The organism is Exiguobacterium sp. s189 (assembly GCF_018617615.1).
In the GTDB taxonomy this organism is placed as follows: domain Bacteria; phylum Bacillota; class Bacilli; order Exiguobacteriales; family Exiguobacteriaceae; genus Exiguobacterium; species Exiguobacterium aestuarii_A.
On the sequence record NZ_JACSKM010000004.1, the window covers coordinates 1 to 23639 of the forward strand.

General features: G+C 44.4%; 21 protein-coding genes. 10 read left to right on the forward strand and 11 right to left on the reverse strand.

Translation table 11 applies throughout. The annotated features are described in order from the left end of the window. Nucleotides 1–185: 185 nt before the first annotated feature. The 4 genes from KNO99_RS06460 to adhP form a co-directional block, all read right to left on the reverse strand. Nucleotides 186–1100, reverse strand: coding sequence for a methyl-accepting chemotaxis protein (locus tag KNO99_RS06460; RefSeq protein WP_214746523.1), 915 nt, complete (start codon nt 1098–1100; stop codon nt 186–188). Between the two features lie 112 nt (nt 1101–1212). Beyond that, complete coding sequence (locus KNO99_RS06465; RefSeq protein WP_353047694.1) at nt 1213–1740, reverse strand: CarD family transcriptional regulator; 528 nt, start codon at nt 1738–1740, stop codon at nt 1213–1215. Between the two features lie 107 nt (nt 1741–1847). Next, entirely contained in the window at nt 1848–2273 is a 426-nt protein-coding gene (locus KNO99_RS06470) for a MarR family winged helix-turn-helix transcriptional regulator (RefSeq protein WP_214746526.1), read from the reverse strand. A gap of 111 nt (nt 2274–2384) precedes the next feature. Further along, a complete protein-coding gene (adhP, locus tag KNO99_RS06475; RefSeq protein WP_214746529.1) occupies nt 2385–3416 on the reverse strand; it encodes an alcohol dehydrogenase AdhP in 1032 nt (343 codons plus the stop codon). 194 nt (nt 3417–3610) lie between these two features. On the opposite strand from adhP, the gene KNO99_RS06480 reads away from it, so the two are divergent. The 4 genes from KNO99_RS06480 to KNO99_RS06495 all read left to right on the forward strand — a co-directional run bounded on the left by KNO99_RS06480 (nt 3611) and on the right by KNO99_RS06495 (nt 6695). Further along, the gene (locus tag KNO99_RS06480) at nt 3611–4351 is read left to right on the forward strand and encodes a hypothetical protein (protein ID WP_214746532.1); all 741 of its coding nucleotides are present in this window, start codon (nt 3611–3613) and stop codon (nt 4349–4351) included. A gap of 109 nt (nt 4352–4460) precedes the next feature. Beyond that, the gene (locus tag KNO99_RS06485) at nt 4461–5207 is read left to right on the forward strand and encodes a methionine ABC transporter ATP-binding protein (RefSeq protein ID WP_214746535.1); all 747 of its coding nucleotides are present in this window, start codon (nt 4461–4463) and stop codon (nt 5205–5207) included. Next, nucleotides 5200–5862: a methionine ABC transporter permease gene (locus KNO99_RS06490; protein WP_214696647.1), complete on the forward strand. Its 663-nt coding sequence runs from the start codon at nt 5200–5202 to the stop codon at nt 5860–5862. Before KNO99_RS06485 ends, KNO99_RS06490 begins: the two co-directional genes overlap by 8 nt. A gap of 20 nt (nt 5863–5882) precedes the next feature. After that, on the forward strand, nt 5883–6695 hold the full coding sequence (locus KNO99_RS06495; RefSeq protein WP_214746538.1) for a MetQ/NlpA family ABC transporter substrate-binding protein: 813 nt from the start codon (nt 5883–5885) through the stop codon (nt 6693–6695). A gap of 36 nt (nt 6696–6731) precedes the next feature. Here the strand turns inward: KNO99_RS06495 and KNO99_RS06500 are convergent, their stop codons facing one another. From KNO99_RS06500 to KNO99_RS06510, 3 genes are all read right to left on the reverse strand, one after another. Then, entirely contained in the window at nt 6732–7568 is an 837-nt protein-coding gene (locus tag KNO99_RS06500) for an aldo/keto reductase (protein WP_214746541.1), read from the reverse strand. A 78-nt stretch (nt 7569–7646) separates the two neighbouring features. After that, the gene (locus KNO99_RS06505) at nt 7647–8609 is read right to left on the reverse strand and encodes an HAAS signaling domain-containing protein (protein ID WP_214746543.1); all 963 of its coding nucleotides are present in this window, start codon (nt 8607–8609) and stop codon (nt 7647–7649) included. Further along, on the reverse strand, nt 8596–8943 hold the full coding sequence (locus tag KNO99_RS06510) for a PadR family transcriptional regulator (RefSeq protein ID WP_214746546.1): 348 nt from the start codon (nt 8941–8943) through the stop codon (nt 8596–8598). The genes KNO99_RS06505 and KNO99_RS06510 overlap by 14 nt, the downstream gene beginning before the upstream one ends. Before the next feature lie 138 nt (nt 8944–9081). Here KNO99_RS06510 and KNO99_RS06515 point away from each other — a divergent pair, with 138 nt between their 5' ends. Then, nucleotides 9082–9483 carry a hypothetical protein gene (locus KNO99_RS06515; RefSeq protein ID WP_214746549.1) on the forward strand — a complete coding sequence of 134 codons (402 nt, stop codon included), beginning with the start codon at nt 9082–9084 and terminating at the stop codon, nt 9481–9483. A gap of 37 nt (nt 9484–9520) precedes the next feature. Here the strand turns inward: KNO99_RS06515 and ahpF are convergent, their stop codons facing one another. Further along, a complete protein-coding gene (ahpF, locus tag KNO99_RS06520) occupies nt 9521–11044 on the reverse strand; it encodes an alkyl hydroperoxide reductase subunit F (RefSeq protein ID WP_214746552.1) in 1524 nt (507 codons plus the stop codon). An 11-nt stretch (nt 11045–11055) separates the two neighbouring features. Next, nucleotides 11056–11619 (reverse strand): alkyl hydroperoxide reductase subunit C, encoded by a 564-nt coding sequence (gene ahpC, locus KNO99_RS06525; protein ID WP_214746554.1) that lies wholly within the window; start codon nt 11617–11619, stop codon nt 11056–11058. Between the two features lie 317 nt (nt 11620–11936). On the opposite strand from ahpC, the gene KNO99_RS06530 reads away from it, so the two are divergent. Further along, the gene (locus KNO99_RS06530; RefSeq protein ID WP_214746557.1) at nt 11937–12623 is read left to right on the forward strand and encodes a BglII/BstYI family type II restriction endonuclease; all 687 of its coding nucleotides are present in this window, start codon (nt 11937–11939) and stop codon (nt 12621–12623) included. 14 nt (nt 12624–12637) lie between these two features. On the opposite strand, the gene KNO99_RS06535 is transcribed toward KNO99_RS06530, so the two are convergent. Beyond that, nucleotides 12638–13084 carry a very short patch repair endonuclease gene (locus KNO99_RS06535; RefSeq protein ID WP_214746560.1) on the reverse strand — a complete coding sequence of 149 codons (447 nt, stop codon included), beginning with the start codon at nt 13082–13084 and terminating at the stop codon, nt 12638–12640. A gap of 69 nt (nt 13085–13153) precedes the next feature. Then, nucleotides 13154–14491, reverse strand: a complete 1338-nt coding sequence (locus tag KNO99_RS06540; protein WP_251130980.1) for a MutH/Sau3AI family endonuclease — start codon at nt 14489–14491, stop codon at nt 13154–13156. A 180-nt stretch (nt 14492–14671) separates the two neighbouring features. Here KNO99_RS06540 and dcm point away from each other — a divergent pair, with 180 nt between their 5' ends. The 4 genes from dcm to KNO99_RS06560 all read left to right on the forward strand — a co-directional run bounded on the left by dcm (nt 14672) and on the right by KNO99_RS06560 (nt 23526). Beyond that, the gene (gene dcm, locus KNO99_RS06545) at nt 14672–16006 is read left to right on the forward strand and encodes a DNA (cytosine-5-)-methyltransferase (protein ID WP_214746566.1); all 1335 of its coding nucleotides are present in this window, start codon (nt 14672–14674) and stop codon (nt 16004–16006) included. Between the two features lie 252 nt (nt 16007–16258). Continuing rightward, nucleotides 16259–19288, forward strand: a complete 3030-nt coding sequence (locus KNO99_RS06550; protein ID WP_214746568.1) for a UvrD-helicase domain-containing protein — start codon at nt 16259–16261, stop codon at nt 19286–19288. Beyond that, the gene (locus KNO99_RS06555) at nt 19281–21905 is read left to right on the forward strand and encodes a hypothetical protein (RefSeq protein ID WP_214746571.1); all 2625 of its coding nucleotides are present in this window, start codon (nt 19281–19283) and stop codon (nt 21903–21905) included. Before KNO99_RS06550 ends, KNO99_RS06555 begins: the two co-directional genes overlap by 8 nt. Before the next feature lie 196 nt (nt 21906–22101). Then, a complete protein-coding gene (locus tag KNO99_RS06560; RefSeq protein ID WP_214746574.1) occupies nt 22102–23526 on the forward strand; it encodes a 3'-5' exonuclease in 1425 nt (474 codons plus the stop codon). Nucleotides 23527–23639: the final 113 nt, after the last annotated feature.

A 23639-nucleotide genomic window follows, 5' to 3' on the forward strand; every position in this document is an offset into this window, starting at 1 on the left:
GCTACATCTGTCACAGGAGGAGAAGACTTTTGGACCGGGCGATTCATCTCCCGCCTACGCTGGGCTACGCCCCGAGACGCTTAGAGGAGGGAGAATTCTCGCCTGATTTAGTTAAAGAACACTAACAAAAACCGTTCAATCGAAGCAGGACGCGTTGTCGCAGCTTCATTTGAACGGTTTTAGCGTCATACCATCTTAAGAAACGTCTTCGCCTGTTGTTCGAGTGTAGCGGCTGAATCCGCTAATTTCTCGAACTCTCGGACCGTCTGTTCGAGCTGTCCAGAGCTATCTTTCACTTTGTGAGAGATACGTCCGATGCTCGTCGACACGTCGTCGATCCGTTTGACGATGCCCTCAATGTTATTGTTCACTTCTGAAATGGAGAGCGAGACTTTGTTTGAGAGATTGCGAACTTCCGTGGCGACGACATTGAACCCGCGCCCATGCTCACCTGCTCGTGCCGCCTCGATGGCCGCATTGAGTGCGAGCAAATTCGTTTGGGCAGCGATTTCGCGAATCGTTTGGACGATGTCCGTGATCGTCTTTGCCTCTTGTTGGAGTGCAAGAAGGTGTTCCCTGTTTTGAATCGATTCTGCTTCAATTTGTTTCACATTTTCTAGCACATGTTCTCCGTCCTGCTTACCAACCTTAGACTGTGCGGATAAGTACTCTGATGTTTCTTGAAGGTTGTTTGCTAGATGGAGAACATCCTGTTGACGTGATGTGATATCAGCTGCAATCTTAGAGACACCAATGACACGTCTGTTCGTATCATCAAAAATAGGCATATAGGTGGCTTCTAACCAAACCGTTCGACCATCTGCAGCAAGACGTTCGATTTTGTCATGATAACTGACTCCTTGCATCAGTTTTCGCCAAAACAAGTCATACTGGGGACTGTTTGCAAACTCCGGCAAGCAAAGGTCACGATGGTGTCGTCCTATCAATTGAGTGACTTCATAGCCCATCGTTCTGGCGAAAATCTCGTTGACGTAGGCGACTCGTCTGTCTTCATTAAATCGGATGATGGCCAAATTATTCTCGATGGCTCGAATCACATGTGTGTCGGTGACATGGGTCGTACTAGAGTGCAGTTGCATCCTAACATCCTCCCTATATCGTTTAGCTTGTTTGTTTTAGGATACCTGATAACTGTAAAAATAAGTATATTATTGTGGCAGAACAAAAAAAGACCTCTTCCACGTGGAAGGGTCAAGGTGTGAGTGTCGCCATGCTTTCATGTAAGTATTCACCGATTTGACGTTCGATGTCGCTTTCTGAACGTTCAAGAGCGAGCGAGAGTTCTTTCACCAAAATGGTTTTGGCGTTCTCTAAAATTTTACGATCTTGTTCGTACAGCTTTTTGTTTGCCTGTAGTGCCTCGATGTGTCGACGGCTCAACGTATTCACGACTTGAGCGATCTCGTGACGATTCCCAGAATGGACAACATTTAAAAATTCACGATTGCGATTGTTCGAATGCGGATTCCATTCAACGCCAGGCGAGCGGAACGACTCTAAAATCTCTAATGCTTCGTCTGCTTCGAGCAACGTCAACATCATCACATTGTCATTATCGACCGGGATGCTGATCTGCAACTTCTGTGAGTTGTTGATGGGGTGAAGCGTATAGTACGATTTCGTTTCTCCTGCGACCGTTTTGTCCGAAATGTCGTCGATCCGACATACGCCATGGGTCGAGTAGATGATTAAGTCTCCAGCTTTAAACAAGTCGATCACCTCTTCCTTACCTATAAGCATAGTCATTCAGAAGGTGAAATGTCAACTCGGTTGACGTTTAGTGCAAGGTGTGCATATAAAAATCGTGACGAGTGAACCCGACACGATTACAGTTTCCAGTCCATCCGTAGAATGGTTTTCAGTTGATCGAACGCCTCTTGTCCGATGCCTTCTTGGATTCGTTGCTCGAGTTGCGCTTTGAGCGCCTCATTCTGTTCATAACAAGTGTGACCGAGAGAGGTCAGCTCGATGCATTTGTCCTTTCGATTTTGCGGATGGTCCGTCACGAGGACGAGCGCCTTACCTTCTAGATTCTTAATCAGTTTATGAATCGCTTGCCGCGAGATGTGGACGTCTCGTGTGACCTCGGCAATGGTCGTTTTAGCTTGATAAAGTGTAGCGAGAATATACCATTCGGAGTTTGAGATGTGGATGTCACTCTGCTCATTCCAGGATTGTTCACTTATGCGTCGCACTTGATCGTTTCGTTCTGTCAGTAAATCAAGTAGACGTGTTGACGTTGATGGAGTCAAATCAAGTCACTCCTCTTTCGTTTCCGGCTTTTAGACGTTCCTAACTATACAAAAGCAACTATACCCCGTCAACGTCAATCTAGAACAAAACGAGGCACAAGGCCCCGTTTTTTACTGGCAATCTTTATTTTTGAAATCGATGACCATCCGTCCCTGAATTTTCCCTTGTTCCATTTCTTCAAAGACATCTTGTACTTCGTGAAGACAACGTTTGTGAACGACCGGCACGACGAGTCCTTCAGCCCCGAACTGGAAGGCTTCCTCTAGGTCTTTACGTGTCCCGACGAGAGACCCGACAACTTCAATTCCATCGAGAACGAGACGGGGGATGTTTAAATCCATCGTTTCAGAAGGAAGACCAACAGCCACGACTTTCCCGCAGGCTCGAACGGCGTTGACCGCTGAATTGAAGGCGACTTTTGAGACGGCCGTAACGACTGCAGCGTGTGCTCCGCCGAACTTCTCTTGAACGATGTTCGCCGCATCTCCCTCGTTCGAAGGGTTGATCGTCAAATCGGCGCCACTCTCTTTAGCGAGTTCGAGCTTGTCGTCGTTCAAATCGACAGCGATGACGTGCGCGTTGAAGACGTGTTTCGCATATTGGATGGCTAGGTTGCCGAGTCCACCACAACCGTAGATGACGACCGTCTCCCCAGGCTTCACGTCCGCGACTTTGATGGCCTTATACGTCGTGACGCCCGCACATGTGATACTTGAGGCTTGTGCAGGATCCAAGCCTTCTGGCACTTTGACGGCATAATCTGCCACGACGATACTTTGCTCGGCCATGCCACCGTCAACGCTATAGCCGGCATTTTGAACGTTTCGGCAGAACGTCTCGCGTCCCGTCGTACAATATTCGCAGCGACCACACGCATGGTACATCCAGGCGATGCTGACACGATCGCCGATTTTGAGACTCGTAACATCGTCCGCGATTTGTGATACAATCCCAATCCCTTCATGACCGAGCACACGTCCTTGCACATCCCCGAAGTCACCGGCCGCGACGTGAAGGTCCGTGTGACACACGCCACAGTACTCGACATCGACGAGCGCTTCCCCGGATTGTAATGGACGAATTTCCTTTTCCACGACTTCAATGTTGGCTTTGCTTGCTGAATTGACAACGACTGCTTTCATGTTTGAACACACTCCTTGTGAGAAATTAGCGAATCTGCCTAAACAACACTCTGAATCACACCGTCAGGATATCACAAAAAATGGAAAGGAAGCGCTTTATTTTTGGATAGCATTTGTCTGAAACATGAACTTTTGTCACATGAAGATTTAGGGAAATAGAGATGAATGAAGCAAACGAAAGGAGTGTCAGTTACATGACGCGGACGGAGTTATTTCACACATACAAATCGAAAATTTTACAGTTATCAGATTTGGAGGAAGAGACGTTAAAAAGCGAAGAATTCTTGTTGGACCGTGACGAAAAGAAACAACTCGACATCTATTACGCACCATTCGAATACATTAATCCAAATGCGAAAGTCGTCATCGCGGGAATCACACCTGGTTTGTATCAAATGCGTCAGTCGTTCGAGGCGATCCGTGACTTGAGGGACGCGACAGACGAAGAGGCGCTTCGAGCCGTCAAACAACGTGGCAGTTTTTCCGGTCCGATTCGGAAGAACTTGGTGACGATGCTGGATGATTTAGAGCTACATCATCACTTAGGAATCGAGTCCTCGCTCGATTTGTTTGGGTCAGCAAATCATCTCGTACAAAACACGGCGGTCCTCCCTTATCCGGTCTTTTATAAGGGCAAAAACTATAACGGGTCGAGCCCAGATATGATTCGAACGGATTTGTTTCGACAGTACGTGGAAGGAACTTTCGCTGAAGAGATGGCATATCTTCAAGATGCACTCATCTTACCGATGGGCGTCAATGTGAAGCGAGCTGTGGAATTATTGGTTGAGCGAGGACTCTTGGATCAGGATCGCGTAGTGAGCGGGTTCCCACACCCCTCTGGTGGAAATGGTCATCGCCATCGCATCTTCGCCGAAAATCGAGACGCCATGAAACGACACATCGCCGAACATTTCAAACGCCATCCACTCTGAACCGCACTGCGGTTCTTTTCGTGTGAGCACATGACCTGACATCGACTCTTTACTTCGCTAAAATGGTAAACGGTTGACTCACTCACGAGATGTAGAAAGGATGTCCGCCATGATCACATTGTCGTCCGTCCATAAACGTTATGGACAAGAGATGGCCGTTCGCGATGTATCGCTTCACATTCGAAAAGGAGAGATTTACGGGATCATCGGCGCGAGTGGTGCCGGGAAGTCGACGCTTCTTCGATTGATGAATGTATTGGAGCGACCCGATAGTGGAAGTGTCATAGTCGATGGCGACCAATTGACCGAGCTCTCCAATCGGGAACTCCGCAAGAAGCGCCATCGGATCGGTATGATTTTTCAACAATTTAATCTTGTCGCGAATAAGACCGTCTTTGATAACGTCCTCGATTCACTGAAGCTTGCGAAGCGCCCGAAAGCGTCATGGGAAGCACGCGTGATGGAATGTCTCCAGTTTGTCGGACTTGAAACGTATCGCGATAAATATCCTTCCCAGTTGAGTGGTGGACAAAAGCAACGGGTCGCCATCGCTCGTGCACTCGCAAGCGAACCGAGCGTGCTCCTGTGCGATGAACCAACCTCTTCCCTCGACCCGAACACGACGGCAGAAGTGCTACGTGTCCTCCAGTCAGTCAATGAACAACTAGGCGTCACCATCGTCCTCGTCACGCATGAGATGGATGTCATTCGTCAAATCTGTCATCGCGTCACCGTTATGGCAGAAGGAGCCGTTCATGAGACGATTGAACGGGAGCCGACGGGTGTGGTCGCCATCGATCAGAATCCGAGTTGGTTCGTCGAACAGTTACGGAAGGAGGCTGAACCGAATGCCTGACATCTTGTTGCGCTATCAATCGGAGATTTGGCAGTCCATTGCCGAGACGTTCATCATGGTCGGGGTATCGATTCTTGCCGCGATCCTAGTTGGACTTCCATTAGGTACGTGGCTTTATCTTTCGCGTAAAGGACAACTGTTAGAGAACCAAGTCGTCTTCTCCGTCCTCAACCTGGTCGTGAATATCGTTCGGTCTTTCCCGTTCTTGTTACTCGTCGTGTTTTTGATTCCATTTACACGGCTCATCATCGGGACAGCCATCGGAACAGCGGCGGCGACGGTGCCACTTTCTATCATTGCCATCGCGCATTATGCGCGCCTCGTCGAACAGTCGTTGATTGATGTTCCGCGAGGAGTCGTTGAAGCGGCGCTTTCGATGGGGGCGTCGGTGAAAGATATCATCTTCAAGTTTCTTTACGTCGAAGCCAGATCCGGTCTCGTGCTCGGATTGACGACATCCATCATCAGCTTTATCTCGTACTCGACGATTATGGGGGTCGTCGGGGGCGGTGGCATCGGTGACTTTGCCATCCGTTATGGGTATCAGCAGTTCCAGACCGAACTCATGCTCTATATGATTCTCATCATGCTCGTCTTCGTACAGCTGATCCAATTCACGGGAACGACCGTGGCACGTATCATCGACAAACGCTAAACAGAAAGTAGGAAATGAATATGAAAAAATTGATGGCACTTCTTGCCTCACTCACACTCGTCCTCGCCGCATGCGGGAACGACACAGAAACACAAACAGAACAAGCGAACGAACCGCAGACATTGAAAGTCGCGTCACTCATCCCACCGATGACAGATATGCTTGAAATCGCGAAAGAACAGCTCGCAGAAGAGAACATCGAACTCGAAATCGTCGTCCTCGGAGACAACGTCCAACCGAACTCGGCACTTGCGGCGAAAGAAGTCGATGCGAACTTCTTCCAACACGTCCCGTACATGGAAGAGTTCAACCGTAGCAATGATGCGAATCTCGTTCCCATCGAACCGATCTATTTCGCAAACTACGGCGTATACGCGAAAAACTATGACAACATGGAAGACATTCCGGAAGGCGCGACCATCGCCATCGCCAACGACGTATCGAACATCGACCGTTCGCTCTCCCTTCTCGCACAACATGATGTGATCGAGCTCGGAGAGAAAGAAGGCACGTACTATACACAAGCCGATATCACATTGAATCCGAAGAACTTCAAGTTTGAAGAAGTCGACTTGTTGATGCTCGCTCGTGCATACGATGATGTCGATGCGGTCTTGATGACACCGGCTTACGCAGCACCGCTCGGTTTGACACCGAAGAGTGACGCACTCCTCACAGAAGGTGTCGAGAACGACTTTGCGATCACGCTCGTCGCACGTGAAGACAACCAGGACGACGAAACAATCCAAAAACTCGGTGAGGCCCTCACGAGCGATGAAGTTCGTGCGTTCTTAGAAGAAAATTATGAAGAAACAGCCATTCCGGCGTTTTAAATAAAAAAGATTGAGCCTTCGTCGGCTCAATCTTTTTTAGTACTCTTCGTATTCTCTTGGATCTTGATCATCGATGCGACCATCTGGCTTCGTCAACGCATTGAGCGTCTCCATCTCTTCATCTGTCAATTCGAAGTTGAAGACGTCGAGATTCTCTTTTTGGTGTAACTCACTAGAAGAGCGGGCGAGCGGAATCACACCGAGCTGGATATGCCAGCGCAAGATAACTTGAGAGACGCTCTTGCCTTTTTGTTTGGCGAGTTCGGTGATCTTCTCGTCATGGATGACTGTACGGGCGCGACTGAGCGGGCTCCATGCCTCTGTGATGATGCCGCGTTCCTTATCGGCTTGCCGCTGCTCGACTTGCGAGAAGTACGGGTGTAACTCGATTTGGTTGATGACCGGTGTTTCTCCCGTCTCCTCAATCAAACGGTCGAGATGTTCCGGCATGAAGTTCGATACCCCGATGGAGCGAATCCATCCGTTTTTCTTCGCCTGAATCAAGGCACGCCATGCCTCGACGTACTTGTCTTGTTTCGGGTTTGGCCAATGCAAGAGGAACAAATCCCAATAGTCGAGGTTGGCCCGATACAAGGACTCCCGAATCATCTCGAGTGCCTGGTCGTAGTCATAATATTGCGCGCGCAATTTTGATGTTAAGAAAAGTTGTTCGCGCGGGATGCCGGATTGGCGAACCGCCTCACCGACTGTACCTTCATTATCATAACGAATCGCCGAATCGATCAGTCGATATCCGTTTCGGATGGCACACGTAATGGCGTCGACCCCTGCTTCACCTTTTAAATAAACCGTCCCGAGTCCGATGACCGAGATCTCATAACCGTCATGTAGCTTGATTGTTGGAATACCCATCAAATGCCTCCCCATTCAAAATCCGTTCTCTAGTCGGGTATTCCACTTTCCCCGGAAATGAAACGTTTGAATGTGAGGTCAACGACGAAAGGCTTTGATCAAACCTTCGGCCAGGTCGAGGATACACACGACGATGATCGTGAACAAAATACTCCATACACCCCAGCGACTGATTGTTTCGATGTCGATATTCGTTTGTTCAGTAATCAAAGAGAGCGCTTCGGTCGAAATTAGATCAGGTTGCAGTAAAATGAGTGCCGTGACGATGATCCATACGATATTGAAGAGGGCGTTACACAAGGCGAGCGGCTTCGTCCAGTGTCGAACGATCCATTTATAAATGGCAATCGTGATGCCGAAAACGGCCAAGGCAATGACAAATGGGAAGAATTGATTCAAGACGGACGAATTGAGTAGTGGATAGGATTCGCCATCCGTGACGACGCGAATCAACTGTTCGGCGTTCACATACAATACGACCATCAAAACGGTGGCGACAACATCAAACAAGATCGAACCAAGAGAGATCGAGGTCGAACGAGGTTTCACCTTTTTCAGTTGCTCAGGTTTCCATCTAGAGAAGGGGACCTCGCCCTCAGGTACAACCCGTTCGATGATGAAAAACGTGAGGGTAATCCAGAATAGCGTCTGGACGACAACGTTGAAGATGGCAGCACCGGTCTGAAGGAATGCTTGAATTAAGAATTGACTCCAAGACGTGTCGTCAATCGGGTTGGTCAAATAACCGATGATGGAGAGAATCGTGATGACCGTGACGGCAATCGGTAAGACAATCTTGATGATGTTCACGTACTGTGTGAAGAAAGCTGGTCCGATGAGATGGAGGGGACGATTCGCATAACGAGCAGCGAGAACATGAGGGTCGCCGAGTTCGCGCAACGCTTCAAATAAGGCAGTTTCAGACGGGTCATTTCCAGTCATGTCATCGATGGTCGATTCCAATTCAAGGGCGACATCTTGCCGCATCGATTCAGGGATTCGAGAAGTGACTTCATCGATATACACATCACGAAGATTCATGATTATTTCCTCCTTCAATGAGACGGGTCAACGTTTTCGACATCTTCATCCATTCTTCGTACAACTCCTTCAAAATAGCCATTCCATCCGAGCTGAGCACATAGTACTTTCGAGGCCGACTCTCCGTCGTGTCCCAGGAACTCGTGACGAGTCCTTGTTTTTCAAGTCGACGTAAGAGCGGATAGAGTGTGCTTTGATCAATGTTGATCTCGGCATCAAGTAATGCTTGGACGAGCGAGTAACCATACTGTGGTGTCTTTAACTGACTGAGCACCGCAATCGTCAACGTACCACGACGCAACTCTGTCACCAACGAGGCTTTGACATCGGACATTTTTTCGCCTCCTTCATTCGTTCATCTTTATACTGTATATCATACACTATGAGTCATCATACATCAATGTAGTTAATTATCTAAAAAAGAAATTGAGTCTTTTCCTGATTTTGGGATAATGAAGGGGAGGTGATGTTCATGAAGTGGTGGTGGATGGTTGGCGGTATCGTAATTGTCATGTTGATGGAAGTGAACGTTCGGATATATGGTGGAGCCGCAACGTTCGGTGTGCCGATTGGATGGATGATCACGCTATTGGTCATGACCCAGTTTCGAAAGCCGACATCAACTCGATGGGTTGTGGCGTTTGGGGTGATTAGCGTCAGTATTGGAATCGTGTTATCTGTACCGACTTATTCGGTAGCGGAAGCGGAAGAGACGTTGGACAAAACGTACAGTGATGTGACGTACATGGAAAGCGTACCGACAACCGGGGGAGAATGGAATCCATTTACCCCTCGAAGGGGCTACCGATTTGAGACGGGGAGCGGAAAAGCGGTCTTATTCATCCCGGACTCCGGGAAAACGTTTGAATTGTAAAAAGACTCGCTCTCATGATAGAGGGCGAGTCTTTGTATTAGTTGCGAATCATGTAGTCGAAGGCGCCGAGTGCGGCTGTCGCACCAGAACCCATCGAGATGATGATTTGTTTGTAGGCGCTGTTCGTGCAATCTCCTGCCGCGAACACGCCTGGGACGTTCGTCGCGCCATGACGGTCGACAACGATTTCCCCGAAGTTGTTGCGTTCGACCGAGTCGAGCCAGTCCGTGTTCGGGACGAGGCCGATTTGGACGAAGACGCCTTCAAGTTCGACATGGTGTGACTCGTTCGTCTCACGAGACACATACGAGATGCCGTTCACTTTGTCCGTACCTGTGATTTCTGTCGTCTGAGCGTTCGTGATGACAGTCACGTTCGGGAGGCTGTGGAGACGGTCTTGAAGCACTTGGTCGGCCTTGAGTTCAGGAGCGAACTCGAGGACCGTTACGTGCTTGACGATCCCTGCGAGGTCGATGGCCGCTTCGATTCCAGAGTTACCGCCACCGATGACCGCGACACGTTTCCCTTCGAAGAGAGGACCGTCACAGTGCGGGCAGTAAGCGACCCCTTTGTTTTTGAACTCCGCCTCACCTGGGACGTTGACATTACGCCAGCGTGCACCGGTTGAGAGGATGACACTCTTACTCTTCAAGACAGCGCCGTTCTCGAGTTCGATTTCGACGAGGTCATTTTTCTCAAGACGCTTCGCGCGTTGGAGGTTCATGACGTCGATTCCGTACTCTTTGACGTGCTCTTCTAGACTTGCGACAAGTTTTGGACCTTCCGTATAAGCGGTACCGATGAAGTTCTCGATGCCCATCGTGTCCATCACTTGGCCACCGAAGCGCTCCGCGATGATTCCGGTACGGATTCCTTTACGAGCCGCGTATACGGCCGCACTTGCACCAGCTGGACCGCCACCGACAACGAGGACGTCGTACGGGTCTTTGTCCGAGAACGCAGACGCGTCAGGACCTGTACCGAGTTTCGCTAAGATCTCTTCGAGTGACATCCGACCGTTACCGAACGATTCTCCGTTCAAGAAGACCGTCGGGACAGCCATGATCTCTTTCGCTTCCACTTCATCCTTGAACGCGGCTCCGTCGATCATCGTGTGGGTGATGTTCGGGTTGAGGACGCTCATGACGTTTAGCGCTTGCACGACGTCAGGACAGTTGTGGCAGCTGAGGCTGATGTATGACTCGAAGTGATACGTGCCTTCGATGTTTTGAATCTGTTTGATCGTGTCCGCATCGACTTTCGGTGCGCGCCCGCTCACTTGGAGGAGGGCGAGGACGAGTGATGTGAACTCATGTCCGAGTGGAATCCCCGCGAAGACGATTCCTGTCTCTTCAGACAGACGGTTCACGCTGAAGCTCGGCGTACGCTCGAGTGTCGCGCGTTCGACCGAGATGCGTGATGACATGCTGGCGAGTTCGTTGACGAGCTCGAGCATCTCGTTTGAGACTTTGTCTTCCCCAGCGCTCACACGGAGGACGACATCGCCCTCCATGAGCTGGAGATATTGGTCGAGCTGTTGTTTAATCGCTGCTTCTAACATGCAATCGCTCCTTACAATTTACCGACGAGGTCAAGGCTTGGGCGGAGTGTTTCAGAACCCTCTTCCCATTTCGCTGGGCAGACTTCGCCTGGGTTGTTGCGTACGTATTGTGCTGCTTTGACTTTGTTGACGAGCGTGCTCGCGTCACGGCCGATGCCGCCAGCGTTGATTTCGACAGTTTGGATGACGCCGTCTGGGTCGATGATGAACGTACCACGGTCTGCGAGGCCGTCTTCTTCGTTCAAGACGTCGAAGTTGCGTGAGATGACGTGTGATGGGTCACCGATCATGATGTACTCGATTTTTCCGATTTTCTCAGATGTTTCGTGCCAAGCTTTATGTGTGAAGTGTGTGTCTGTTGAGACAGAGTAAACTTCTACACCGAGGTTTTTAAGTGTAGCGTACTCGTTTTGAAGGTCTTCGAGTTCAGTTGGGCAGACGAATGTGAAGTCAGCTGGGTAGAAGCAGACAACGCTCCATTTGCCTTTAAAGTCGTTCTCTGTAACTTCGAGGAATTCACCTGTTTGGAATGCTTGTGCTTTGAATGGTAGTACTTCTTTGCCGATTAATGACATGGGTTATGTCCTCCTTGTTTTTTACTCTAGCGTTTCTATCTCGACTAGAATAATTATAATGTAATACTAACTTCATATAACGAGCTGGAATTGTCAAGGCGTTTGCATGCTTTGAAATGTGTTGAAATAACTAATGAATATTTATGATTAGCTTAATATCAATGAAGAAAACGGTTACAATAATGATGTATTTTCTTTCTTTAAGTAGTATCTTTACAAAATATTAAATGAGTCACAAACTCGATTGAAAGATGGAGAGTGTATCGTTATTCTCGTCTTTCTGTTCGTGATTATCATTTACAGACGGGGGATTTATTATGAATTATCGAGTTCATTCCCACCGATTCGGTGAGACGATATTGCAGAATAATGAAGAGTTCAAGGAGATTTGGTCAGAGATTCATGACATCATTCAATCAATTAGCGACGATGACATCATCAAATTATTTAATGAAAAATACGCTAAAAAGAACAAGAGTCTATCAAAGGCTTTGAACGAACTATTCAGACTGGAATTTTTGAGAAGAGGATGGATGAGCGAGAGTCCGATTTTTCAGGATCGTGACTATTCAGAGAATGTGTGGCGTCTTGATTTCGCCAAAGACAATATCTCACTCGAGGTCGGATTTAACCATGCGGGTACCATCGCTTGGAACTTATTGAAACCGGTCATCGCAAGCGAACTGAATCACGTTGAAAAAGCGATTCAAACTCGAATCGGAGTAATCATTTGTGCGACTCAACGATTACAGCGAGCTGGTAATTTTGATGGAGCTATTGGGACGTATGAGAAATATGTCCACCATTTGAAGCCGCTGAACACGCAACTCACCGTACCGATTGTCATTATCGGACTTGAAGCACCTGATACATTCAAAATCGTTGAATATTTAAACGAGAAAGGCGAAAAAAGAGGCCACGTAGAGGAATTCTACGCGAACCTGCTTGTCGATGAAACGACCGAGACCTATGATGAACCGATGTTCGATAAAGATTTGGACTGACGTACTTTTTAATCTCAACCACTTCGTATGTGTCGGTTTTGCTTGGCCATATCAACGAAATGAGTGATGGTATAGATGACATGATCAAAATCATCATTGACCTGGTGTTCCCAAAATCGAAGGATGATCCAACCTTCCTCTACATAATGTTGTGTGACGTCGGCATCACGCTCGATGTTACGTCCAATCTTTTGACGCCAAAAATCGGCATTCGTCTTCGGTAGTTTGAAGTGGAGGGGACAGCCGTGCCAATAGCAAGAGTCCAGAAATACGACGACGCGTAATCCAGGAAACGAGATGTCGGGCGTCCCGTAAAGTTTGCGATTGTTTTTGCGGTACCGATATCCGGCCGCCCACAGCGCTTTTCTGACTTTGACTTCCATCTTCGTATCTTTCCCACGGTTTCCGCTCATCGTCTTGAACACGGCTGGACTCGATGCTTTCGGTACGTTTCTGGCCATACCCTCTCCTCCTTGAGTTCTTAGAGAAGGTATTCCCTATACAATCAGCAGATTATCAACAGAATATGTTCAAGATTTAATCATCATGGATTGCTGAAACTTTTTGTGTAAAAAATCTTTGTTGAACATGAAGCATGTTTTTCGTCCACCTTTGAAAAAAGCTTCATAACAAGAGTCACCTCTTCCGCCTTTCGTAGAAATGACTAGAGGAGAATCTGGACATTTGGTCGCTGTTGGGAGGTCCGAAATCTTGTTTGTGATAAGCGCCTTCTGAATCTGTTTATACGTCTTTGCGAAGTCCTCGATTTCGTCAGGGGTGAATGCGACTTTGAACAAACACTCTAACTTTCGCTGTCCATTTTTAGAGGAGTTCTTTTCGCCGAGATAACCGACATAGAAGAAAGTACTCTCTTCAAAAAATAACTTCCAATCAGAAATCTCCCAAGCATCTTGAAAATCTTCTCTGTGGAGAGTTCGGAAGGTTGCTTTTTCAAGGGGATAGTAGTTTGTTTTTATGGGGATACTCCTGATGTCATACGTCAATTTATTGAAAATCTCGACCTTCTCCAAATCCTCTTCGGTGCCAATGACACGTTTCTTAATCATTCCACCTATGCCTTTCGGGATTTTATCTTTAGCAGAATCGGGGTCTACAGTCTTCAGGATTTCAATCTGGGTCATCCCTTTGAATTTTCTCAATCGATTCCACAACCACTCTTCCGGTGTAAGTTCTTTCGGTAGATGCACATCATAGCTTGCGCGATGCTCTTTCAAGACACCTTTTATGAAAGAGTTTTTAATCGAGAAGGCTCTTGTTTTAGCTTTGATGGGAGAATAAGGTTGAACTTGTGTTTGCCCAGACGCGCCTTTGGTGGCGGCTCCTAAAACGACGCTGTTTCCCTCAGATAGTTCGTGTGCGAGTCCTTTCTTTACAAAGTCTTGAATCACCAAGTAATCTTTTTCGATTACTGGTTCGATGGCCGTCATATCGTACAATTGATAGTCACGAATAACAAAATTTCTAGGGTCGCCTCCTTTGACAAATTCATACCAAATAAATAAAATTTTTCGGTTTTTTGAAATTAAAGAACTATATTGAAACTCTTGCTCAACGATTTTTGAAAAGTTGATTTGAGAGAGTGATATCCGTTCTTTGGCAGACCATAGCCCCTTCTTAGTCACTGTGAACCCGGAGACTTTTAGTTCAACCCCTAAATTGTCAAAGTCCGCTTCGGCTTTGTTGTTGTTAGGATATCCATAAAATCCTGTTTCAACTATTTTTCCGAGGATTCCCTTGTCATTCGAAAGTCGTTCAAAATAATTTTCTGTGTCGATTTCACCAAAAGTTTTACCAACAATTTCACTCGTCTTACTTAAAAGTGACTCGATTGAATCAAATTTCAACAATATATAGACCTCCAATAATGGTTATTATTAACATATTACTATAGATTATGATTATATTTTGTAGAAAAGATAAAATAGGATAGGCTTGATCCTTTTTGATATAGGTGATAAACTGTTTTCATTGAGAGAAATGTGTAAATGAAGTAAATTAAAGATAGAAAATACGAAAGGGTGTTCCCATTGATTAAAGTAGTTGAGTTATTTGCCGGTGTAGGAGGTTTCCGCATCGCGCTTGAAGGAATTGAAGATGTGAATGCCGAGCCTACATCCGACAAATTCGATGTGGTTTGGGGCAATCAGTGGGAGCCGGCGACGAAGGTACAACCGGCCTTTGATTGCTATGCTGAACGTTTTAAAGGACGTGGTCAACACGTGAATGAGGATATCGCGCTGTCGTGGATGGAAGCAGGGCCACACCATTTGCTTGTTGGTGGCTTCCCGTGCCAAGACTACAGCGTGTCACGTAGCTTGAAGAATGAGCAAGGGATTCAAGGGAAGAAGGGTGTCTTGTTCTGGGAAATCATGAACATCATCGAGCAGGAAAAGCCACCTTACGTCTTACTTGAGAACGTCGATCGCCTCATGAAGTCACCTGCGAAACAAAGAGGGCGTGATTTCAGTGTCATGCTTCGTGCGTTTGCCGATCAGGGATATACGGTCGAGTGGCGAGTCATCAATGCTGCCGATTACGGTTTTGCTCAACGCCGCCGTCGCATCTTCATCTTTGCGACTCGAGCAGATTTAAAGCATTCAACCCGAGCGGGGAAAGCAAATCCTGAGCAGTGGTTGTTGAAAGACGGGTTCTTTGCACCGACTTTCCCGGTCATGGAGATGACGAGCGAGAAGCATCCGGGCTCGACATTCGAATTGCCGAAAGACATCGTCGAAATCTCGGACACATTCTCTGCGACTTATCGAAATGCAGGTGTGATGACGGGAAATCAAGTGACGACGCTTGAGACGCTCCCGGTTCGAGAAACACCTAAGACGCTCGGCGAAGTCGTCCAAGAGGTGTATGAACAGTTTGGTCCTGCCCCGAAACACTATTACCTGGATACAAAGAAGATTAAAAAATCCGGACGTACAGAAAAAGAAGAATTGGCTTATATGAAAGGGCCGAAAAAAATCGAACGTACTTCTGCGAGCGGTCACGTCTATGTCTATGCCGAAGGAGGCATGTCATATCCAGATTCGCTAGACCTTCCAGGTAGAACGATGTTGACGAGCGAAGGAACGTGCAATCGTTCGAGCCATGTCATCGAAGACCCGTATACGAAAAAATTGCGCTATTTGCGTCCGGAAGAATGTGAAGGGTTGAATGGCTTCCCATACGGATGGACCGCGACAATGACAGACCGCAAGCGATACTTCACGATGGGGAATGCTCTCGTCGTCGGATTGATTGAGCGGATGGGTCATCGAATTGCGGAGATTCATGAGCAAGAAGATGAAAAGAGCTTGTTGCATGAAGTGAAACAGATGCAGTTGTTGGGGACATATAATAACTTTAAATGACAAAAAACTCCCATTATAAAATGGGAGTTTTTTGTTTTGTATTTAGAAAGTATCCCCATGTTTGTTATTATGTAATTATGAAAATATACGTGAAGGTGGTAGTTTGACATAGAGAAATCAGTACTTTCTATTCTAAATTCCTCACAACAAGTTGAAGAGTTTTTAGATAATACTTATTCAAAATATAATGAAATTCCAGAAGTTATTCCGGTAGAGACACATCCGGCAACGACATTTGGACTCCCTAGTTTTTTGTCAAAATTAAGAAAGCAAATTTTTTTATTAGACAGATTACCCACTGTAAAGGAGTTTGCGGAATATTTCACCGAATCTGTATTATCAAACGTTAACCAGTTAGAGTTAGTAAAATACCATATTCAAAGTAAGGCACAAACAGCATATTTAGGACTGGTTCGAGATTTCCATTTCGCACTCCTTCTTAGAGAATCAGGATATTTCGATGAGGTAATCAATCATGAAGAAACGGATCTTCAGATGAAGCTAGATATCATTGTAAAAAAAGACGATATCTTTATGGGGATTCAGCTGTTTGCTGGAGATGAAGATGAAAAAACATCAAAAATGTCGAACGCCCTTAAAACGCGATCCATTCAGTCAGGGATAAAAGAATACTACTTTCCATTGGGTGGGAAATTTGCTAGACCGCAACGGAGAAAAACTAAAAATGGAAATACGACATATGAATTGTATAGTCGTGCCGATGTCGAACACATCGCTGAAATCTTCATAAAAGAGTCTCCGAATAAAGTCGATTCTTCTGCAGTTCCAAATCAATTTATATCATTGTCACCTCATCTGACCAAAGAGGCTTACCGTACTGGTGAAAAGACTCCTTATTCAATCTTATTGATTGAAAATGAGCTTTCAAATTGTCGAATAGAAGAGCTAAAAAAATGGGCAACGCAGGGGACGAAGGTTGACGTCATTACAAGAAATATAAGTAGCATAGAAGAGCAAAAGAACCTTGCGGTGTATGAGCTTTCTCAAAAAGTTGATGAGACGCTTTTGATTAATGATGGCCGGATGTCTTCGAAGCATGAACGTTACATAGAGAACAACCATTTGAGTTCCCGGTTCAACTGGGGTCAATATCGTGTTGAACACGCTCCATCAACTGCAGACATTATAGTGAACGCTGGTGCCGGTAGCGGGAAGACAACCACGATGATTTCGCGCATCATGTATTTAATTCATACAAGTGACGTCAAACTAGACTCTATAGTGATGATTACATTCACTAGAGAGTCTGCGGCGCATATGCGAAAAAAAATTAAAGAACGTCTCCAATCTTATTATCAGACTACAAATCTAATTAAATATTTAGATTTGATGGAGCAAGTCAATAGTATGAGAATTATGACGATAGATGCCTTCTCCAAATATTTGTTTGAGCAATTAGGTGTGGTCGAAGGCTGGGGGAATACTGTCAGTGTTGCATCATATAAATATCGAACAGAAACAATCATTCGAGAAGAGTTTGCAAGGTACCTTACTGAAGAGATTGACGAAGAAGAGGTTTCTTATTTTTCTGATGTTAAAGAGTATGAAATGATTAAATTTTTCATGCACGTCCAAAGCGAACTAGATAAAAAAGGATTAAGCGGTGACAGCGAGTCTCTCACTTGGGATCTTGCAGAAGACAGCCAGAGAGACATGAAGTATCAGCAAGCGACCCAATATGTAATTGAGCGCATGGCGAATCGAATCAAGCAAGAAAAATTGAGAGATAATGCCCTGACGTTGTCGGACATAAAACGCGATTTATTAAAAGTTGTTAAAGGTAATCGACAACTGTCGATAGAGCCTAACATCGATTATATCTTTGTTGATGAATTTCAAGATACGGATGATCCTCAAATCGAATTACTCGTATCTTTATCGAACTCACTGAAAGCCAGGTTGTTCGTAGTGGGAGATATCAAACAAGCGATTTATCGTTTTCGTGGGGCGAGTCATACAGCCTTTGAGAGTTTAAAACGACTAAAAAATGACTTTCTCTCTTATGAATTGACAATTAATTACCGAAGTTCGAAAGCGTTGCTAGTAGAAATGGAAAGACTGTTCAAAGCATGGAAGCAGAAAGGTCGATTACCAAATGAAATGAAAAATGGTATTGATACGGGTAGATTAATTTCTCATCTATCCTCGTCAGTTGATAAAAAAGAAACTTTAAATATCTCGACAACTAAAAATCCTAAACTCGACGATAGCATTCTTCACATGTATGATACATTGCCATCAGATGATAAAAAACAATCAGTACTTGGTATTTTAGTAAGAAAGAACAAAGAGGCACAAAAAATAAAGGAGTTATTAAGAGGTATAAGGAAAAATGGTCGAAATGATTTAATATTTGAAGTTTCCGTAGGTGGAGGTCTCTTTAAATCGTCAGCGGCCAAAGACCTCCTTCTGCTGATTCGTGTATTAAAAAATGAGGGTTGTCCGGAAAGTTTTTTTGCTCTTCGTCAATCATCTTTCGTTGAGGACGTGTTTGATGTTAATCATCTTGTGCAGTACGAAGGGGATATTGCTCGACTGACTTTAGAGATGAATCGAAACCTAGATGACGAAAGATGGCAGTGGATACGCAAGGTGCGAGAAGATTTACGAATCAAACCTTTTTATAAAGTGCTTCAAAACGCCGTGATGGAACTTCCGTATAAGAGAATCATGGGAGAACAAGGGTACCAACCACACGAACTCATTCAGTATGAAAGAAATCTGTATAAAATACTAGATATTGCAGTCAAACGTTTGAAGGGCGAGGTCAACGATCCAGTCTCTATATATGATTGGTTGAAAATTCAATTGGCAACGAATCGAGACGAAGATGAAGCCGATATCGATTCCAAAGATATTAACGAAGATAGAGTCATTCGAGTTATGACTGTTCACAAGGCGAAAGGACTTGAATTCCACTCTGTATTCCTTCCGTTTACCGATTCAAGTCTGATACAAGGTCATCAACATAAAGTACTACTCACTTCTAAAGGTCTGAGCAATCATGAAAAAGTATTAGCTTTTCACTTTAAAGAAGGTGATGAAGTTGTGACTACAGCTTCATTCAAAACGATAAAAGCTGAGGATATCGCCGAAACGTTAAATGAAGAAACGAGACTGCTCTATGTTGCGATGACCCGAGCCGAACAACGTCTATGGATTAATGCGGCTCGACCTCATACTCAAAAGGGATTAAGGGATAAGGACACGTGGGAAAAATTAATACGAACTGCTGCACGAAAGGAAACATCAAATGAATAGACAGGTACTTACTTACCGGGTGCCGAGTGACTTAACATGGAAAGACTCAAAGTTTCAAAAAGAATATAATGATGTCCTCCATATCACAGCGACACCTACGTTACATGAATCAATTAATGAGAATCTGAGGATATATCAATGGTTAAAATCACCTCTTCTAACGATCAATCCATTGTTAGAAGAGGTGCAAGGCAAGGCGTGGAGTGGTCAAAAGAATCAAATGCGTCAATACTTAGAGATTTCACAAATTCTTAGAAATAGATGGGAGTCTTCGTCGCAAGCTGACGTTCGAATGAGGAAACATATTCTATCATTCGAAAAAAATAGAAAAGAACTGATTTATACTATCCGATTATTAAAAGAGTTGCGGTTAGACAATGTGTTTTCGACTCTTGTCGACAAAAGTGATGAAGAGTTATTGCTCCATGACATTATGAGTGAGATGCGTGATGATATTCGACCGGTCGAATGGGAAAAACAACTACTGTCAAACCCCGCGTATTTTTCTCGAATTGTAAAAGAGTTCTTGCAGCAGAATTCGAAAACCAAGAATAATCTGCATCAGTTTAATGTTGGTGAAGAAGAGCAGATTAATGATCGGGTTGAGGCTTCTTTAAGTAAAAGAAAGATAGTCTTACATGGCTTTTACTTCATTACCCCGTTGCAGGAGTATTTTTTCAAGCATTTAGAACAACAGTTTGAATTGATATTCGTGAATTATTATGATGAACTTTTGCCTCATACTTATGAAACGGTAGAACGATTCCTATGGAAAGATGAGGTACCGTGGTCAGCCTCATTCAACGAACCAGCTGTTCAACATCCATACTCGGTACAGTTGTTAGAGGGGATTGAAGGTCGTCAATTCCATTCTTTCAAAGAAGAAAAACTAGGAAAAGTGACTGTGTATTCGAACATGCTAGAGTTTCTTTCGAAGGAACGGGAAGTTCGAGAGCGTGAAAAAGATGAAAAATATGAACATTTCGTTTCTTGTCGAGGTGGAGAAATACGGGAACAGTTATACTATGCTGGGTTGATTGAAAAAAAAGCGCCATCATTAATTGATTATCCTATTGGTCGTTTTCTATTCGAACTGCATAACTTGTACACAGAGCAAAAAACACCGCACAATAATTCTTCGGTTATTGAAAAGGTATTGAAACCAGATGTATTACAAAGATTATTTAACAGTGGACATCTTTATGTCGATGGAAAAGATGGTTCCAAAATCAACATGTCCATGTACACAAAACAGTTAGACCAGCTCCTTCCTTATTTTTACCTTGGTGAAGGATTTCTTGATGGACGAGAGGCTCAATTTCTGACAATAGAAGAATGGCTTGAAAAGATAAATTTTTTGATAGAAGAAAAAATGAGATGGGAATCATTCCGTCCATTGCCTGCGGGACGTGTCCATCGCCTCCACGGGAGGCCTCTTGAGCAGCTTTCTTATTTCAAAGTAAGCATCGAAGATATGAAAGTGATACAACAGGGTCTCCTTATGATTGGTCGAATGGTTCATCAACTTTTCGAAGTGGAAACTGACGTGAGAATTGGAGAACATCTTGAAAAACTCAAGACCTATGTCAGTGTCTCTGCCGAAGAGAAACGTCATGAGGAAGAAGTAGTCTTGTTGAAAGACTTGATGATGAAACTTGGAGAATTGAAAGATGAGACTTTGAAATTCTCACTATTAGACATCATGGATGGTTTACGTTTTTATCTCCAATCTGGACTACAAAGTTATGACGATGAAGAAGAGATGATAGACAAGGTGGGGGCGCTATTCGTCGCAGATGGGATGGCGTTTAAGCAAAAACGAAACATCCACCTGGGCTTCACTGATGCGGACGCGTTACCGATGAGTACCAAATATAAAATCTGGCCACTTTCAAGTAAAACTATCGATGAATTGAGCGTCTTCAGATCAGAGCTACACCTTTTCAAAGAGTTGAAGGATCACTCTGGGGCCATAACTAGATATTTGTTATATACGTTGTTAATTGGCGCAGATGATGTAAGGATTTCGTACGTAAGAAATTTAGAAACGGGTTACGATTTAGACATGGCTTACTATTTCAAAGTGGCTAATTTCATCGAAGAACCTTCGAACCTAAAAAATGAAGAGATTGATTCAACAGAAAAGAAAGACGATATTTCCTTACCAGATTTTAAAGATAGACTCTTAATAGATGAGGCCAATCAATGTCCACAACGTGCTACATTCTCATATATCTTGAATGATTTTGGCACTTATTCGTCTCGGTTCCATCAACAACTTTTATATAAGAAAATGTTGAGAAGCGTTTATCATACCTTCAAAAATTGGGAAAAAACTGAGATGTATCTTTCTTGCCTCTATCCGCAGTTGAGCGGGGCATACAAGAAATTAATTTTGCAGGAGGTTAAAAATGAAGTTGCCCAATATCCTCGTCAAGATGATCGATATAAAATCGAAAACGTTAGTTATAACGGTTCTTTGAAGAAATTTAGATTATTTTATAATTCACCTAATCAGACAACTGACAGTCTAGCTAACCCAGGAAGCCATTGTCGATTTTGTGAGTTTCTAGAGATATGTCGAGAGGGGCATTACGCGATTGATGATGAAAAATAGGAATCGAGAAAAGTTCGAAACCTTGAGTCAAGAGTTTATATCGGCATGGATAATACCTCTTGTGAAAAGAGAGCCGCAAGGGATTCGGCAGGAAATTACCGATTTAAGTGTTTTGAAAAAGCAGGATCAAGAATTAGAGGAACAAAGACGGAAGAGTTTTTTTGAAGACGACTTTTTTTAAAGATGGAGTGATCACATGGTTAAAATCACCGTTACAAAACAGCAAAACGACGCCATCAACTTTCAGGCAGAGCACGTGTTAATCAAGGGAGCTCCGGGTAGTGGGAAAACGACTGTCCTCTTAATGAAAATTGAAAAGATTTTACAAACAAATCCAAGTGCTAAAATTTTGTTGATTACATACAATAAGACATTGGCCGCCTATGCGCAGAAGTATTTAGCAGACAGAGGATACAGTCAGAGAAACCTAGAGGTGCGCACGTTTCATTCTTGGGCGTATAAGTACTTGAAACCGATTAAGGGAAGGTTTTCTTCCTCATCTTATCAAGAGGCTACGCTTTTTGATAACTGTTATGAGGATCGAAGAACGACAAATCATCGCTTCTATAGCGATGAGAAATTCAAATCATTCTTGAAAGACGAGATTAAATGGATTAAAGGGAAAGGCATCATTTCTGAGGAAGAGTATTTGAACGTGCGACGGAGTGGACGTGTAGTCAGTCTTCAGCAACCTGATCGCAAAGAAGTGTTCGCATTCATGAAGCACCTGGATAAGGGCTTGGCTATGAAATCTCTTGTTCCTTTCGATGATTACGGCATCCAACTATACAAAAATCTTGATGTGGTTAAAGCGAGAGAGACATATGATTACGTTATGATTGATGAAGCTCAGGATTTAACACAAGTTCAGCTCATCGTATTGAGAGAGTTGAACCCAAAGAGCCTAATTGTCTCTGCGGATATTGGTCAACGTATTTACAAGACAGATTTCACTTGGAGAAGTGTTGGAATTAATATTGTCGGAGGACGCACAAAACATTTGGAAGAGATGCATCGATCATGCCGAGAAATTGTCACCATGGCACTTCCGCTCTATAACAAAGATTTGAACAGCAATTCCTCAAAAAACAGTGAAGAAGCTCGAGAAGAGCTTGTTATACCTAAAAAGAGTAGCGGGTTCACTCCAGAAATCTATCAGTATGATACTTACCAAGATGAGTATGAGGGTCTCGTAGAATTGATTAAAGAGCAGTGGGATAAAACTACGAATAAAGACATTACAATTGGTGTTCTATTCCGACACAACAAACAACTCAAAGGATTTATAAAGATGCTGCCTTACAATATCCCGAATGAGCATATCGAAAAGGAGAACGGGAGTTGTTTAACACCCGGAGTTAAACTCGTGACGATGCACTCCGCAAAAGGGCTCGAATTCGATATTGTCATTATTCCGAGATTTACCGACAAAAATCTTCCGAATCTAAAAAATGTAGATGAAGAAGAAGTTGAGGACGCTATTCAAGTGGAAAGAAGATTGCTATATGTGTCGATGACAAGGGCAAGGAGCAGGCTTTTCTTAACTGGATACGGCAAGAAAATGAGTCGCTTTATGGACGAATTTGATAAAGCGACATATAACCTCATCTCATATATCTAGGTTTTTGGAGAAAAAAATAAAGTTAAGCAAAACCTCTTTTAAGAGCGATTTCGTGAAGGATTTATCACTTGAATTCTAACCGTTTCAATCAATCTAAAAAGAGGTTTTTTATA

What these genes read in the sequence shown, in the direction of transcription:
- KNO99_RS06460 (WP_214746523.1), bottom strand. Translation starts at nt 1,100, where the DNA reads ATGCAACTGCACTCTAGTACGACCCATGTCACCGACACACATGTGATT.
- adhP (WP_214746529.1), bottom strand. Translation starts at nt 3,416, where the DNA reads ATGAAAGCAGTCGTTGTCAATTCAGCAAGCAAAGCCAACATTGAAGTC.
- KNO99_RS06480 (WP_214746532.1), top strand. Translation starts at nt 3,611, where the DNA reads ATGACGCGGACGGAGTTATTTCACACATACAAATCGAAAATTTTACAG.
- KNO99_RS06485 (WP_214746535.1), top strand. Translation starts at nt 4,461, where the DNA reads ATGATCACATTGTCGTCCGTCCATAAACGTTATGGACAAGAGATGGCC.
- KNO99_RS06490 (WP_214696647.1), top strand. Translation starts at nt 5,200, where the DNA reads ATGCCTGACATCTTGTTGCGCTATCAATCGGAGATTTGGCAGTCCATT.
- KNO99_RS06495 (WP_214746538.1), top strand. Translation starts at nt 5,883, where the DNA reads ATGAAAAAATTGATGGCACTTCTTGCCTCACTCACACTCGTCCTCGCC.
- KNO99_RS06500 (WP_214746541.1), bottom strand. Translation starts at nt 7,568, where the DNA reads ATGGGTATTCCAACAATCAAGCTACATGACGGTTATGAGATCTCGGTC.
- KNO99_RS06505 (WP_214746543.1), bottom strand. Translation starts at nt 8,609, where the DNA reads ATGAATCTTCGTGATGTGTATATCGATGAAGTCACTTCTCGAATCCCT.
- KNO99_RS06510 (WP_214746546.1), bottom strand. Translation starts at nt 8,943, where the DNA reads ATGTCCGATGTCAAAGCCTCGTTGGTGACAGAGTTGCGTCGTGGTACG.
- KNO99_RS06515 (WP_214746549.1), top strand. Translation starts at nt 9,082, where the DNA reads ATGAAGTGGTGGTGGATGGTTGGCGGTATCGTAATTGTCATGTTGATG.
- ahpF (WP_214746552.1), bottom strand. Translation starts at nt 11,044, where the DNA reads ATGTTAGAAGCAGCGATTAAACAACAGCTCGACCAATATCTCCAGCTC.
- ahpC (WP_214746554.1), bottom strand. Translation starts at nt 11,619, where the DNA reads ATGTCATTAATCGGCAAAGAAGTACTACCATTCAAAGCACAAGCATTC.
- KNO99_RS06530 (WP_214746557.1), top strand. Translation starts at nt 11,937, where the DNA reads ATGAATTATCGAGTTCATTCCCACCGATTCGGTGAGACGATATTGCAG.
- KNO99_RS06535 (WP_214746560.1), bottom strand. Translation starts at nt 13,084, where the DNA reads ATGGCCAGAAACGTACCGAAAGCATCGAGTCCAGCCGTGTTCAAGACG.
- KNO99_RS06555 (WP_214746571.1), top strand. Translation starts at nt 19,281, where the DNA reads ATGAATAGACAGGTACTTACTTACCGGGTGCCGAGTGACTTAACATGG.
- KNO99_RS06560 (WP_214746574.1), top strand. Translation starts at nt 22,102, where the DNA reads ATGGTTAAAATCACCGTTACAAAACAGCAAAACGACGCCATCAACTTT.